Source organism: Streptomyces sp. NPDC001663, assembly GCF_042893105.1.
Lineage (GTDB): Bacteria > Actinomycetota > Actinomycetes > Streptomycetales > Streptomycetaceae > Streptomyces.
Genome location: NZ_JBIAUR010000005.1, coordinates 135,487 through 148,137, shown reverse-complemented (window position 1 = coordinate 148,137; position 12,651 = coordinate 135,487). Strand labels below are relative to the sequence as shown.

Annotated in this window: 12 protein-coding genes; 6 read left to right on the top strand and 6 right to left on the bottom strand. The window is 70.1% G+C overall.

Features of this window, described 5'->3' with window-relative positions:
* Window positions 1-140: 140 nt before the first annotated feature.
* Window positions 141-989 carry a peptidylprolyl isomerase gene (locus ACFY1L_RS17580; RefSeq protein WP_388824263.1) on the bottom strand — a complete coding sequence of 283 codons (849 nt, stop codon included), beginning with the start codon at window positions 987-989 and terminating at the stop codon, window positions 141-143.
* 190 nt (window positions 990-1,179) lie between these two features.
* Between ACFY1L_RS17580 and ACFY1L_RS17575 the strand changes: the two genes are divergently transcribed.
* Both ACFY1L_RS17575 and hisS read left to right on the top strand, forming a co-directional pair.
* Window positions 1,180-1,893 (top strand): MBL fold metallo-hydrolase, encoded by a 714-nt coding sequence (locus ACFY1L_RS17575; protein ID WP_388824260.1) that lies wholly within the window; start codon window positions 1,180-1,182, stop codon window positions 1,891-1,893.
* Between the two features lie 13 nt (window positions 1,894-1,906).
* Window positions 1,907-3,169: a histidine--tRNA ligase gene (gene hisS, locus ACFY1L_RS17570; protein ID WP_388824258.1), complete on the top strand. Its 1,263-nt coding sequence runs from the start codon at window positions 1,907-1,909 to the stop codon at window positions 3,167-3,169.
* Between the two features lie 47 nt (window positions 3,170-3,216).
* Here the strand turns inward: hisS and ACFY1L_RS17565 are convergent, their stop codons facing one another.
* From ACFY1L_RS17565 to ACFY1L_RS17550, 4 genes are read right to left on the bottom strand one after another with little or no spacing between them, the layout of a single operon-like run.
* Window positions 3,217-3,843, bottom strand: a complete 627-nt coding sequence (locus tag ACFY1L_RS17565) for a response regulator (RefSeq protein ID WP_388824256.1) — start codon at window positions 3,841-3,843, stop codon at window positions 3,217-3,219.
* Window positions 3,840-5,039 carry a sensor histidine kinase gene (locus tag ACFY1L_RS17560; RefSeq protein ID WP_388824254.1) on the bottom strand — a complete coding sequence of 400 codons (1,200 nt, stop codon included), beginning with the start codon at window positions 5,037-5,039 and terminating at the stop codon, window positions 3,840-3,842. Before ACFY1L_RS17560 ends, ACFY1L_RS17565 begins: the two co-directional genes overlap by 4 nt.
* Window positions 5,036-5,881 (bottom strand): ABC transporter permease, encoded by an 846-nt coding sequence (locus tag ACFY1L_RS17555; RefSeq protein ID WP_388824252.1) that lies wholly within the window; start codon window positions 5,879-5,881, stop codon window positions 5,036-5,038. The genes ACFY1L_RS17560 and ACFY1L_RS17555 overlap by 4 nt, the downstream gene beginning before the upstream one ends.
* A complete protein-coding gene (locus ACFY1L_RS17550; RefSeq protein ID WP_388824250.1) occupies window positions 5,878-6,744 on the bottom strand; it encodes an ABC transporter ATP-binding protein in 867 nt (288 codons plus the stop codon). Before ACFY1L_RS17550 ends, ACFY1L_RS17555 begins: the two co-directional genes overlap by 4 nt.
* 146 nt (window positions 6,745-6,890) lie before the next feature.
* Here ACFY1L_RS17550 and ACFY1L_RS17545 point away from each other — a divergent pair, with 146 nt between their 5' ends.
* The 3 genes from ACFY1L_RS17545 (at window position 6,891) to rpsD (ending at window position 9,859) form a co-directional block, all read left to right on the top strand.
* The gene (locus tag ACFY1L_RS17545; protein WP_388824248.1) at window positions 6,891-7,547 is read left to right on the top strand and encodes a vitamin K epoxide reductase family protein; all 657 of its coding nucleotides are present in this window, start codon (window positions 6,891-6,893) and stop codon (window positions 7,545-7,547) included.
* Window positions 7,548-7,591: 44 nt separating this feature from the next.
* Entirely contained in the window at window positions 7,592-8,947 is a 1,356-nt protein-coding gene (locus ACFY1L_RS17540) for a replication-associated recombination protein A (protein ID WP_388824246.1), read from the top strand.
* 297 nt (window positions 8,948-9,244) lie between these two features.
* Window positions 9,245-9,859: a 30S ribosomal protein S4 gene (rpsD, locus tag ACFY1L_RS17535; RefSeq protein WP_361259509.1), complete on the top strand. Its 615-nt coding sequence runs from the start codon at window positions 9,245-9,247 to the stop codon at window positions 9,857-9,859.
* A gap of 24 nt (window positions 9,860-9,883) precedes the next feature.
* Here the strand turns inward: rpsD and ACFY1L_RS17530 are convergent, their stop codons facing one another.
* Window positions 9,884-12,037 (bottom strand): ATP-binding protein, encoded by a 2,154-nt coding sequence (locus tag ACFY1L_RS17530; protein ID WP_388824244.1) that lies wholly within the window; start codon window positions 12,035-12,037, stop codon window positions 9,884-9,886.
* A gap of 152 nt (window positions 12,038-12,189) precedes the next feature.
* Between ACFY1L_RS17530 and ACFY1L_RS17525 the strand changes: the two genes are divergently transcribed.
* On the top strand, window positions 12,190-12,645 hold the full coding sequence (locus ACFY1L_RS17525) for a DUF948 domain-containing protein (RefSeq protein ID WP_388824242.1): 456 nt from the start codon (window positions 12,190-12,192) through the stop codon (window positions 12,643-12,645).
* Window positions 12,646-12,651: the final 6 nt, after the last annotated feature.

Genomic DNA, 12,651 nt, shown 5'->3' with positions numbered 1-12,651 from the left:
ATGCCTGCGAGGGGCCTCAGCGCCCCCGGGCATCGTCCACAGTTTCGTCACGGCCAACATAGGCGACCGGCGGGTTGCCTGTCCGCATCCCGCGCGACCGAAATTCGCACCTCGGGGTCCCGACGAGACCCCTGGAGCGGTCAGGACTTCGTGACCGTGGCCTTGTTGATCACGACGGTCGCGTTCGGCGCCGTGTTGCCCGTCGTCGGGTCGGCGGCCTCGGCTCCGGCGGCGGCGATCTTCTTGAGGACCTTCATGCCGTCCTTGGTCAACGTGCCGAACGGGGTGTAGTCGGCCGGCAGCGGGCTGTCCTGGTAGACGAGGAAGAACTGGCTGCCGCCGCTGTTGCGGCCCTTCTGCGTCTGGGAGTTGTACTGGTTGGCCATGGCGACCGTTCCGGCCGGGTACACCTGCCCCTTGAGGCTCTTGTCCTTGAGGTTCTCGTCCGGGATGGTGTAGCCGGGACCGCCCGTGCCGGTGCCCGTGGGGTCGCCGCACTGCAGCACGTAGATGCCCTGGGTGACCAGGCGGTGGCACTTGGTGTGGTCCAAGTAGCCCTTGCCGACGAGGAAGTTGAACGAGTTGACGGTGTGCGGCGCCGCCGACGCATTCAGCGCGATGCCTATGTCACCGCACGTCGTCGCCAGGTTCATCGTGTACTTCGCCGACTTGTCGATGGTCATCGCCGGCTCCTTCTTCCAGCTCAGCTTCTTCACCGAGCCCTTGGCCGGCTTCGCGCACGGGTCGGGAGCCTTGCTGGTCGCGGCGGCGCTGGGGCTCGTCTGCGAGCTCGCGTTGGCCTTGTTGTCGTCGTCCTTGAGTACCCCGGTCGTGTAGATCGCCACGCTGCCGATCAGGATCACGCCGAGCACCGACGCGATCACCGAGTTGCGCATCTTCGCCTTGCGCCGCGCATCCGTACGCCGCTGCTGCTGGCGCAAGAACTTCTCCCGGGCGAGCTGACGCTTGCGCTGTTCCTGGGTGACCACCGGGTTCTCTCCTCATGCGTCTCGTACGTCGACCCGTACGCGTGTGTCTTGTGAGCCGACCGCCTGCGTGTGCCCCGTACCGTATATGGGTTCGCTGAGGAATCGGCAGCGCCGGTAGGCTCTGACGACAGCTGCAGCCGTTCACCGACAGCTGTCGTAGCCGCCCTAATCGACACAACGAAGGACGATCGTGCTCATTGCCGGGTTCCCCGCCGGGGCCTGGGGGACGAACTGTTATCTCGTCGCCCCCGCCGCCGGTGAGGAGTGCGTGATCATCGACCCCGGCCACCAGGCCGCCCAAGGCGTCGAGGAAGCGCTGAAGAAGCATCGGCTCAAGCCCGTCGCCGTCGTCCTCACCCATGGCCACATCGACCACGTGGCCTCGGTCGTCCCGGTGTGCGGCGCACACGACGTACCGGCGTGGATCCACCCCGAGGACCGCTACATGATGGCGGACCCCGAGAAGGCGCTCGGCCGTTCCATCGGCATGCCGCTGATGGGCGAGCTGACCGTGGGGGAGCCGGACGACGTCAAGGAGCTGACCGACGGCGCGAAGCTGGCGCTGGCGGGTCTGGAGTTCTCCGTCGCGCACGCGCCCGGCCATACCAAGGGGTCGGTGACCTTCCAGATGCCCGAGACGACCGAGATCCCCTCGGTCTTCTTCTCCGGGGATCTGCTCTTCGCCGGCTCCATCGGACGCACCGACCTGCCCGGCGGTGACATGGCCGAGATGCTCGACTCGCTGGCCCGTGTGTGCCTGCCGCTCGAGGACTCGACCGTGGTCCTGTCCGGCCACGGCCCCCAGACGACCATCGGCCAGGAGCGCGCCACCAACCCGTATCTGCGGCAGGTGGCCGCCGGCCCGGGAGCGAACCCCGATGCCGCTCCCCGACGAGGAATGTGACGAGAGACTTCCCGTGAGCACCTTCAAGGCCCCCAAGGGCACGTACGACCTGATCCCGCCGGACAGCGCGAAGTTCCTGGCGGTCCGCGAGGCGATCGCCGCCCCGCTGCGCAACTCCGGCTACGGCTACATCGAGACCCCCGGCTTCGAGAGCGTCGAGCTCTTCGCGCGCGGTGTCGGCGAGTCCACCGACATCGTCACCAAGGAGATGTACGCCTTCGAGACCAAGGGCGGCGACAAGCTGGCCCTGCGCCCCGAGGGCACGGCGTCCGTGCTGCGCGCGGCGCTGGAGGCCAACCTGCACAAGCTGGGCAACCTCCCGGTCAAGCTCTGGTACTCCGGCTCCTACTACCGCTACGAGCGCCCGCAGAAGGGCCGTTATAGGCACTTCTCGCAGGTCGGCGCCGAGGCGATCGGGGCGGAGGACCCGGCGCTGGACGCCGAGCTGATCATCCTGGCCGACCAGGCGTACCGCTCGCTGAGCCTGAGCAACTTCCGCATCCTGCTCAACAGCCTGGGCGACAAGGAGTGCCGTCCCGTCTACCGGGCTGCGCTGCAGGACTTCCTGCGCGGGCTGGACATCGACGAGGACACGCGCCGCCGCGCCGAGATCAACCCGTTGCGCGTCCTGGACGACAAGCGCGAGTCGGTCCAGAAGCAGCTCGGCGACGCCCCGCTCCTGCGCGACTACCTGTGCGACGCCTGCAAGGCGTACCACGAGGAGGTCCGTGAGCTGATCACGGCGGCGGGCGTCTCCTTCGAGGACGACCCCAAGCTGGTGCGCGGCCTGGACTACTACACCCGTACGACCTTCGAGTTCGTCCACGACGGTCTGGGCTCGCAGTCCGCGGTGGGCGGCGGCGGCCGCTACGACGGCCTGTCGGAGATGATCGGCGGCCCCGCGCTGCCGTCCGTCGGCTGGGCGCTCGGCGTCGACCGCACGGTCCTGGCGCTGGAGGCGGAGGGCGTCGAGCTCGAACTCCCCTCCACGACCAGCGTGTTCGCGGTGCCGCTGGGCGAGGAGGCCCGCCGGGTGCTGTTCGCGAAGGTCACCGAGCTCCGCAAGCTGGGCATCGCGGCCGACTTCTCCTACGGCGCCAAGGGGCTCAAGGGCGCCATGAAGAACGCCAACCGCAGCGGCGCCCGCTACACGATCGTCGCCGGCGAGCGCGACCTCGCCGAGGGCGTCGTACAGCTCAAGGACATGGATTCCGGGGAGCAGGCGGCGGTCGGGGTGAACGAGATCGTGGCGGAGTTGGAGTCTCGGCTCGGCTAGCGGATCGACAAGGGCGCCGGGTGCCTGAAGGGCAACCGGCGCCTTCGTCATTGGTCGAGGAGCCCGTGCCGCATGGCCCTGGTGACGGCCGCTGTGCGGTCGTCGACGCCCAACTTGCCGAAGGCGCGCAGGAGATGGGTCTTCACCGTCGACTCGCCGATGAACAGGCGTCGTCCGATCTCCGCGTTCGTGCAGCCCTCCGCCACCAGCCGGAGCACCGCCCTCTCCCGCTCCGACAGCCGTGGCCGCTCGGGCTTCGTGCGCAGTTGGTCGACCAGGCGGGCCGCGACCGACGGTGCCAGTACCGTCTCACCGCGGGCGGCCGCCCGTACCGCTTCCGCGAGTTCGCTGCGTGGCATGTCCTTGAGCAGGTAGCCCGCCGCGCCGGCCTCCACCGCCCGCAGGATGTCCCGGTCCGTCTCGTACGTCGTCAGGACGATCACCCGGCACGGCAGCCTCGCCTCGCCCATCCGCACGATCGAGTCGACGCCTCCGCCGCCCGGCATCCGCAGGTCCATCAGCACGATGTCGGGGCGGAGTTCAGCCGCCAGCGCCTCCGCCTGCGGACCGCTCGCCGCGTCGGCGACCACCTCCAGGTCCGGCTCGGCGCTGAGCATCGCCCGCAGCCCCTCCCGTACGACGGGATGGTCGTCGGCGAGGACGATCCGGATCACGGTGAACTCCTTACGGGTGATACGGGCAGACTGACCGTCACCGTCGTGCCGTCGCCCGGTGTGCTGCTGATCCGGGCCGTTCCGCCGACCTCGACGGCACGCGCGCGCAGACCCGCCAGACCGTAGCCGTCGCCGGGGACGTCGGGATCGAAGCCGCGGCCGTCGTCCCGTACGGAGACGGTGAGCGTGTCCTCGGCGTACGCCAGCTCGATGCCCACCACGGCCGAACTCCCTGCGTGCTTGCGGGCGTTGGCCAGAGCCTCCTGGCAGGAGCGCAGCGCGACGACCTCGGGGCCGGCGGACAGCGGGCGTACCGGCCCGGTCACGTCGAGTATCGCCTGGTGGCGGGCGGCCAGCCGACGCAGCGCGTCCGGGAGGGAGGTGCCGTCGAGGTCGGCGGGTGCGCCGCCCGCGACCAGGGCGCGGGCCTCGGCGAGGTTCTGCCGGGCCGTCTCGTCCATCAGCGCGAGGTGGCGGCGGGCCTGCGGGAGGTCGTGGTCGAGCTCGGCCTCCACCGCCTGGATCAGCATCAGCAGACTGGTGAAGCCCTGCGCGAGCGTGTCGTGGATCTCGCGGGCCATGCGTTCGCGCTCGGTCAGGGCACCGTGCGCGGCCGAGAGGCGCGAGATCTCGTGGCGGCTCGCGTCCAGTTCGGCGATCAGCTCCGCACGCTCCTGGCTCTGCTCGATGATCCGGATCACCCAACTGCCCACGGCCACCGAGAAGATGAGGGTGACCACGGCGAACAGCCCGTTGAAGAAGACGTCCTGGTCGCTCGGCCACCACAGCAGCGCCCAGCCCACCACCGGCGCCAGGTTGATCACGGCCACCGTGGTGATTGCCCACCGCATCCGCAGCGTCATGAAGCACTGGGGGACGAGCGCGAAGGTCATGAGCCGCGTCTCGCCGACGAGGATTGCCGAGGGCAGGAACAGGGCCGTCATCGCGACGAGGTAGCCGAGGGCCTGGCGCTCGGGCGGCGGATCACCCTTCAGCAGCGGACGGCCCACCCACACGAAAAGGGGGATCAGCGGAACCAGCAGCGCCGCCGCGGTGATGCGGACCGGCCACCCCGGGTGTCCCGTGCCGAGCACGAACGCCAGGGTGGCCAGCCAGATGAGGGCGAAATAGGTGTCCCACAGCCGGAAGGAGCGATCCCAGGTGTAGGCGCCGGTCGCCCCCGCCGGCTCGTTCATCCGTCGCGCCGGTTCTTCCACCGGAAGGTCAGCAGACACAGCACCAATCCTCCGACGCACCAGGCCGCGAGCACCAGCGCCACCTTCCCGAACTCCCAACTGCCGGTCTGCTCCAGGATCCGCGCCGAGTCCGGCAGGAACACCCCGCGCAGCCCCTGGCACATCCACTTCAGCGGGAACAGTGCCCCGATGTTCAGCATCCAGTCGGGGATGGTGTCGATCGCGATGTACACCCCGGAGATGAACTGCAGGATGAGGAAGGGGAGTACGACCACCGAGGTCGCGCTCTTGCCGGACTTCGGGACCGAGCTGATCGCGATACCGAGCAGCGCGCACGCCGTAAGACCGAGGACGAAGATCCACGCGAAGTCGAACCAGCGGGTCGCGCCGGACGGCAGATCGACGTCGTACAGGGTGGTGCCGACGACCAGCAGGATCGCCGTCTCGAGCAGACCGGTGAACAGAACCAGCCAGATCTTGCCGAGGAAGTACGCGGCCGGCGGCATCGGCGTGCCGCGCAGCCGGCGCAGCACCTTCTCGTCCCGCTCGATCGCGATCGAGATGCCGAGGGACTGGAAACTCGTCGACATGATGCCGGCCGCCATCATCGCCGGGACGTACAGCTGGGAGGCGGTGATGCCCGCGTCCTGCACGTCGTCCTTGAAGATCGACGCGAACAGGAAGAGGAACACGACCGGGAACGCGAACGTGAACACCACCTGGTCGCGCTGCCGGAAGAACTGCTTGATCTCCAGCGCGCCCCGCTGCAGCCCCAGCCCCCACGCTCCGGGCAGCCGCTCGGCGGGCGCCTCGGTCCGGGTCCGTACGGCGGTCGTGGTCATCGCGCGTCCTCCTGTCCGGTCAGCCGGAGGTAGACGTCCTCCAGGGTGGGGCGGGTCACCTTCAGGCCCGGGATCTCGCCGTCGAAGCGGTGCATGAGCCCGGCGACCGTCCGGGTGGGCGTGTCCGTGCGCTCGGTGCGCGTGACGCCGTCCGGCTCGGTCCACTCGACGGTGGCCTGGGTGCCGTACCGCTCCCGGAGCGCCGCCGGTTCGCCCTCCGCGACGACCTGGCCCTTGGCGACGACGGCGAGCCGGTCGGCGAGCGCCTCCGCCTCCTCCAGGTAGTGCGTGGTCAGCAGGATCGTCGTGCCCTCGTCGGCGAGCAGCCGGATCAGGTCCCAGAACTGCCGCCGGGCCGCCGGGTCGAAACCGGTCGTCGGCTCGTCCAGGAGCAGCAGCTCGGGATCGCCGATCACCCCCAGGGCAACGTCGAGCCGACGGCGCTGGCCCCCCGACAGCGCCTTGATCCGGCTGCCCGCCTTGGCCTCCAGGCCCACCAGGCCGATGACCTCCTCCGGGTCGCGCGGCCGCGGGTAGTAGCGGGCGAAGTGCCGTACGGTCTCGCGGACCGTCAACTCGGCGGGCGCGGATTCGTCCTGCCAGACGATTCCGACACGTGACCGCCACGCGCGCGTGCCGCTCGCCGGGTCCGCGCCGAGCACGGACACCTCGCCCGCGTCCCGGCTCCGGTTGCCCTGGAGGATCTCCACCGTGGTGCTCTTGCCCGCGCCGTTCGGCCCGAGCAGGCCGAACACCTCTCCGCGCCGGATGCCCAGATCGATGCCGTCCACCGCGGTCACGTCCCCGTACTGCTTGCGCAGCCCCCGTACGTCCACCGCGAGTTCGTTCGCGTGTGTTGTCATGCCGTCGATCGTCGTCCGGAACCGAACGCTCAGGGACGACCGTGCGTACTTCCTTATGTCCACCGAACGGTGGACAGTGGCCCTGGTGCGGCACAATGGCCCGTGCCCGAAGAAGGTCCAACTCTCAAGCAGACGGAATCGGCGTGATGAGCAAGACGACAGTCAAGGACGTCTCCACCGAGCCCGAGCCGAGCAGCGCGGCCCCGGAGCCGCGCACGGTGGGCGGCAGTCGTGCCTTCGCCCTGCTGCTGATCATCACCGGCGCCGCCGGTCTGCTCGCGGCCTGGGTCATCACGATCGACAAGTTCAAGCTGCTCGAGGCCAAGGTCGAGGGCAAGACCTTCACCCCCGGCTGCAGCCTGAACCCGGTCGTCTCCTGCGGCAGCGTCATGGAGTCCAAGCAGGCCGCGGCCTTCGGCTTCCCGAACCCGATGCTCGGCCTGGTCGCCTACGGCATCGTCATCTGCGTCGGCATGAGCCTGCTGGCCCGCGCCCGCTTCCCGCGCTGGTACTGGCTCACCTTCAACTTCGGCACGCTCTTCGGCGTGGCCTTCTGCACCTGGCTGCAGTTCCAGTCGCTGTACCGCATCAACGCGCTGTGCCTGTGGTGCTCCCTGGCCTGGGTAGCGACGATCACGATGTTCTGGTACGTCACGTCCTTCAACATCCGCAACGACTTCCTGCCGACCCCGCGCTGGCTGAAGAGCTTCTTCGGCGAGTTCACCTGGGTCGTGCCCGTGCTGCACGTCGGCATCATCGGCATGCTGGTCCTGACCCGCTGGTGGGACTTCTGGACCAGCTGACATCGCCTGCCGCGTTGTCAGTGCGGTGATTTAGGGTTTTGGACGTGGAGCCCGACCTGTTCACCGCAGCCGCAGAAGAACGCCAGGAGAAGGACCCGACCGGCAGTCCCCTGGCGGTGCGGATGCGCCCGCGCACCCTCGACGAGGTCGTGGGCCAGCAGCATCTGCTGAAGCCCGGCTCGCCCCTGCGCCGACTGGTCGGCGAGGGCGCGGGCGGCCCCGCCGGACCGTCCTCGGTGATCCTCTGGGGCCCGCCCGGCACCGGCAAGACGACCTTGGCGTACGTCGTCTCCAAGGCCACCAACAAGCGCTTCGTCGAACTGTCGGCGATCACCGCGGGCGTCAAGGAGGTCCGTGCGGTCATCGACGGCGCCCGCCGCGCCACCGGCGGGTACGGCAAGGAGACCGTCCTCTTCCTCGACGAGATCCACCGCTTCAGCAAGGCCCAGCAGGACTCCCTGCTGCCGGCGGTGGAGAACCGCTGGGTGACGCTGATCGCGGCGACGACGGAGAACCCGTACTTCTCGGTGATCTCCCCGCTCCTGTCGCGGTCCTTGCTGCTGACCCTCGAGCCGCTCACCGACGACGACGTCCGGGGCCTCCTGAAGCGGGCGCTGAGCGACGAGCGCGGCCTGAAGGACGCCGTCACCCTCCCCGAGGACACCGAGGACCACTTCCTGCGCATCGCCGGCGGAGACGCCCGCCGCGCGCTCACCGCCCTGGAGGCCGCGGCCGGGGCGGCCCTCGACAAGGGCGAGACGGAGATCTCCCTGACGACCCTGGAAGAGGTCGTCGACCGGGCGGCGGTGAAGTACGACCGCGACGGCGACCAGCACTACGACGTCGCCAGCGCCCTCATCAAGTCCATCCGCGGCTCCGACGTCGACGCCGCCCTGCACTATCTGGCCCGCATGATCGAGGCCGGCGAGGACCCCCGCTTCATCGCCCGCCGTCTGATGATCTCCGCGAGCGAAGACATCGGCCTGGCCGACCCGAACGCCCTGCCCATAGCGGTCGCCGCCGCCCAGGCCGTCGCCATGATCGGCTTCCCCGAGGCCGCCCTCACCCTCAGCCACGCCACCATCGCCCTCGCCCTGGCCCCGAAGTCCAACGCCGCGACGACCGCGATCGGCGCCGCCCTGGACGACGTACGCAAGGGACTGGCCGGACAGGTGCCGCCGCACCTGCGCGACGGCCACTACAAGGGCGCCGCCAAGCTCGGGCACGCACAGGGGTACGTGTATCCGCACGATCTGGCGGAGGGCATCGCCGAGCAGCAGTACGCACCGGACGCCCTCAAGGACCGCGAGTACTACACCCCGACCAGGCACGGAGCGGAGGCGCGGTACGCGGACGCGGTGGAGTGGACCAGGAAGCACCTCGGTCGTAAGCGGTCCTGAGCACCCTGTAGACTTCGCCGAAGTGCTGAGTCCCGCGCAGTCAGAGCAGGACATCCAGCCGGAACCCCCAGCGGGTTCCAGGAGCGTCGCGCACCGTCGAACGGTGTCGCGGGCAGCCCACCACCACTCGTCGTACGACGGGAACGGTCGGTGGGCCACTCGCGTGCTGCACGTATGTGCCCAGACCAGGGGAGCGGCTGCCCACCCCGTCCACTCGGACGAGAAGGGTTTCCCCGGCTGCGGATGCGACCTCCCTCAACCCTGACAAGCCGAAAACCAAGAAATGAGACAGAGACAGTGGCGAATCAGTCCCGCCCCAAGGTCAAGAAGTCGCGTGCCCTCGGCATCGCGCTGACCCCGAAGGCCGTCAAGTACTTCGAGGCCCGCCCCTACCCGCCGGGTGAGCACGGCCGTGGCCGCAAGCAGAACTCGGACTACAAGGTCCGTCTGCTGGAGAAGCAGCGTCTGCGCGCGCAGTACGACATCTCCGAGCGCCAGCTGGTCCGCGCCTACGAGCGTGCCTCCAAGGTGCAGGGCAAGACCGGTGAGGCCCTGATCGTGGAGCTCGAGCGCCGTCTCGACGCCCTGGTCCTGCGTTCGGGCATCGCCCGCACCATCTACCAGGCCCGTCAGATGGTCGTTCACGGCCACATCGAGGTCAACGGCCAGAAGGTCGACAAGCCGTCGTTCCGTGTCCGTCCCGACGACGTCGTGATGGTCCGCGAGCGCAGCCGTGAGAAGACCCTCTTCTCGATCGCCCGTGAGGGCGGCTTCGCCCCCGAGGGCGAGACCCCGCGCTACCTGCAGGTGAACCTCAAGGCCCTGGCGTTCCGCCTGGACCGCGAGCCGAACCGCAAGGAAGTTCCGGTCATCTGCGACGAGCAGCTCGTCGTCGAGTACTACGCCCGCTGATCTTCAGCAGGCGGTAGCACCACCTCAGCCCGCCGTCTCCCCGCCCTTCCGGGCGCGGGAGGCGGCGGGTTCGTGCATCTCCACCCGCGCCGTCGCGTGCCGCACCGGCCCCCGCGGCGAGGGCACGGCGTTCAGCGGCCGCTCCAGCGCACGCGTCACAGCCGCCTCCCGCACCAGCCGCGCCCCTTCCCGTACGCACTCCTCGTACCGCTCGTCGCCCAGCCGCTCGCGGGCCATGGCCTCGCACAGCTCGTGCGGGGCGTTGTAGTACGCCGAGCCGAACAGCGGCAGACCCACCGAGATCCACATCCGGCCCGCCGCGCCCTGCAGCACCGCGGCCTCCGCCACATCGCCCTGCACCGCCGTGACCAGCGCCAGCAGCTCGACCGACAGCACCGACCCGAGCAGGTCGTGGAAGGCGTGGGCGCCGGTGAGGCAGTCGGTCAGCAGGGCACGGGCCCGTGCCGGATCGCCCTCGGCCCAGGCCGCGTACGCCAGGACGAACAGGGCGTAGGCACGGGTCCAGCGTTCGCCGTGGTCCTCGCACACCTGGCGCACGTCCTCGCACAGCCGCACCGCACCCGGCAGATCGCCCTGGAAGGCGCGGGTCATCGCCAGTTCGACCTGCGCCATCAGCACATTGCTGTTGAGCTCGCCGATCTCCTGGTAGCGGCGCAGCGCCGAGCGCAGCAGTGTTTCCGCGCGCGCCATGTCGTCGCTGACCAGGGCCAGACAGCCGGTGCGGTGCTCCGCATACGCGACGGCCGTCGGGTCGGCGGCGCGTTCCGCCTCCTCCCGGCACTCCTGCAGCGCCGCCAGCGCGGGGACCGTGTCACCCTGCAGGATCGCCACGTAGCCGAGCACCCACAGCGCCTTCAGCCGGGACTGCTCGTGCCCCGAGGTCGACTGTACGACCTGCTCCAGCCAGTGCCGTCCCTCCGACAGCCGCCCGCAGCCCGCCCAGTAGAACCACAGCGAGCCCGCCAGGTACTGGCCCAGATGCGCCTCGTCCGGCTCGCTCAGGCAGTGCTCCAGCGCACAGCGCAGATTCGGCAGCTCCGCCTCCACGCGCGCGGCCACCTCGGCCTGGCGCGGCGAGAACCAGTCCAGCTCGCACCAGGTCGCCAGGCCCAGGTACCAGTCGCGGTGCCGCCGCCGCAGCCGGAGTGCGTCACCCGTCGCCTCCAGCCAGTCGGCGCCGTACGCCCGGACCGTGTCGAGCATCCGGTAGCGCACGCCCGCGGGTGTCTCCTCGCGTGCGACCACGGACTGCGCGAGCAGCTCGGTGAGCACGTCGAGGACGTCGTCGGCGACCAGACCGTGCCCGCTGCACACGTACTCGACGGCCTCCAGGTCGAACTGCCCGGCGAACACCGACAGCCGCGACCACAGCAACCGCTCCTGGGGCGTGCACAGTTCATGACTCCAGCCGATCGCCGTGCGCAGCGTCCGATGCCGGGGCAGCGCGTCCCGACCGCCGCCGGTCAGCAGCCGGAACCGGTCGTCCAACCGCTCCAGCAACTGCCCGGGGGACAGGGCCCGCAGCCGCCCCGCGGCCAGTTCGACCGCGAGCGGGATCCCGTCCAGACGCCGGCACACCTCCCGTACGGCAGGGTCGTCGCCGGCCGCCACCCCGTGCCGTTCCGCCCGGTCGGCGAACAACGCCACCGCCTCGTCCTCGCCCAGCGGCGCCAGCGGGAACACCCGCTCGCCCGCCACGGCCAGCGGTCTGCGCCCGGCGGCGAGCACCCTGAGCCCGGGCGCCCGCCCCAGCAACTCGCCGACCAGCCCGGCACACGCATCCACCAGATGCTCGAACCCGTCCAGAACCAGCAGGAGTTGACGCTCGGCGAGATGCGCGAGCAGCGTCTCCCGCGGCAACCGCGTCGTGTGGTCCGTCAGCCCGAGAGCTTCTACGACGGCGTAGTCGAGGAACTCCGGATCGCGCACCGGCGCCAGCTCCACCCGCCACACCCCGTCACGCGGCGCGCACCGTGCGGCCGCCCGCGCCGCGAGCCGTGACTTGCCGACCCCGCCCGCACCGGTCACCGTCACCAGCCGAGCGGCGTCGAGCGCCCGCGCCAGCCCGGCGAGTTCGGCCGTACGCCCGACGAAGGAGTCGGGTTCCAGGGGCAGATTGCCGTCCACGGAGGTGGCGCTGCGCTGATGATCCTGCATGGAATACGGAGCGTACTGAGGCGTGTTCGTTCCGTACAATCGCTTCGCGCAACTCGGCAGCGCGCGGAGGGTAATCCGGTGCGGAGCCCAGTCCCCGGCGCGATAGGCTCGGTCCACTACTTTTCGATGTTCAGGCACGTTTCAGGGAGCGGGTGCACACGGTGTCCGGTGGAGAGGTAGCCGGGATCCTGGTGGCCGTCTTCTGGGCGATCCTGGTCTCCTTCCTCGCCGTCGCGCTGGCGAGGGTGGCCCAGACGCTCAAGGCGACCACCAAGCTGGTGGCGGACGTGACCGACCAGGCTGTCCCGCTGCTGGCCGACGCCTCCGCGGCGGTGCGCTCCGCGCAGACCCAGATCGACCGGGTCGACGCGATCGCGACCGACGTCCAGGAGGTCACGTCGAACGCCTCGGCACTGTCGACCACCGTCGCCTCCACCTTCGGCGGCCCCCTGGTCAAGGTCGCGGCCTTCGGCTATGGCGTCCGCCGGGCCCTCGGCGCCCGCCGGGACGACGTGCCCGCCAAGGAGTCCCGGCGTACCGTGATCGTGGGCCGGACGGTCCCCGCGGCGCGGCGGGAGAAGCGCAAGTACCGCGGAAAGAAGGACTGAGCGAAC

Excerpts from the sequence above, each read along its gene's own strand:
- ACFY1L_RS17560 (WP_388824254.1), bottom strand. The coding sequence starts at position 5,039 with ATGAACGAGCCGGCGGGGGCGACCGGCGCCTACACCTGGGATCGCTCC.
- ACFY1L_RS17555 (WP_388824252.1), bottom strand. The coding sequence starts at position 5,881 with ATGACCACGACCGCCGTACGGACCCGGACCGAGGCGCCCGCCGAGCGG.
- ACFY1L_RS17550 (WP_388824250.1), bottom strand. The coding sequence starts at position 6,744 with ATGACAACACACGCGAACGAACTCGCGGTGGACGTACGGGGGCTGCGC.
- ACFY1L_RS17545 (WP_388824248.1), top strand. The coding sequence starts at position 6,891 with ATGAGCAAGACGACAGTCAAGGACGTCTCCACCGAGCCCGAGCCGAGC.
- ACFY1L_RS17530 (WP_388824244.1), bottom strand. The coding sequence starts at position 12,037 with ATGCAGGATCATCAGCGCAGCGCCACCTCCGTGGACGGCAATCTGCCC.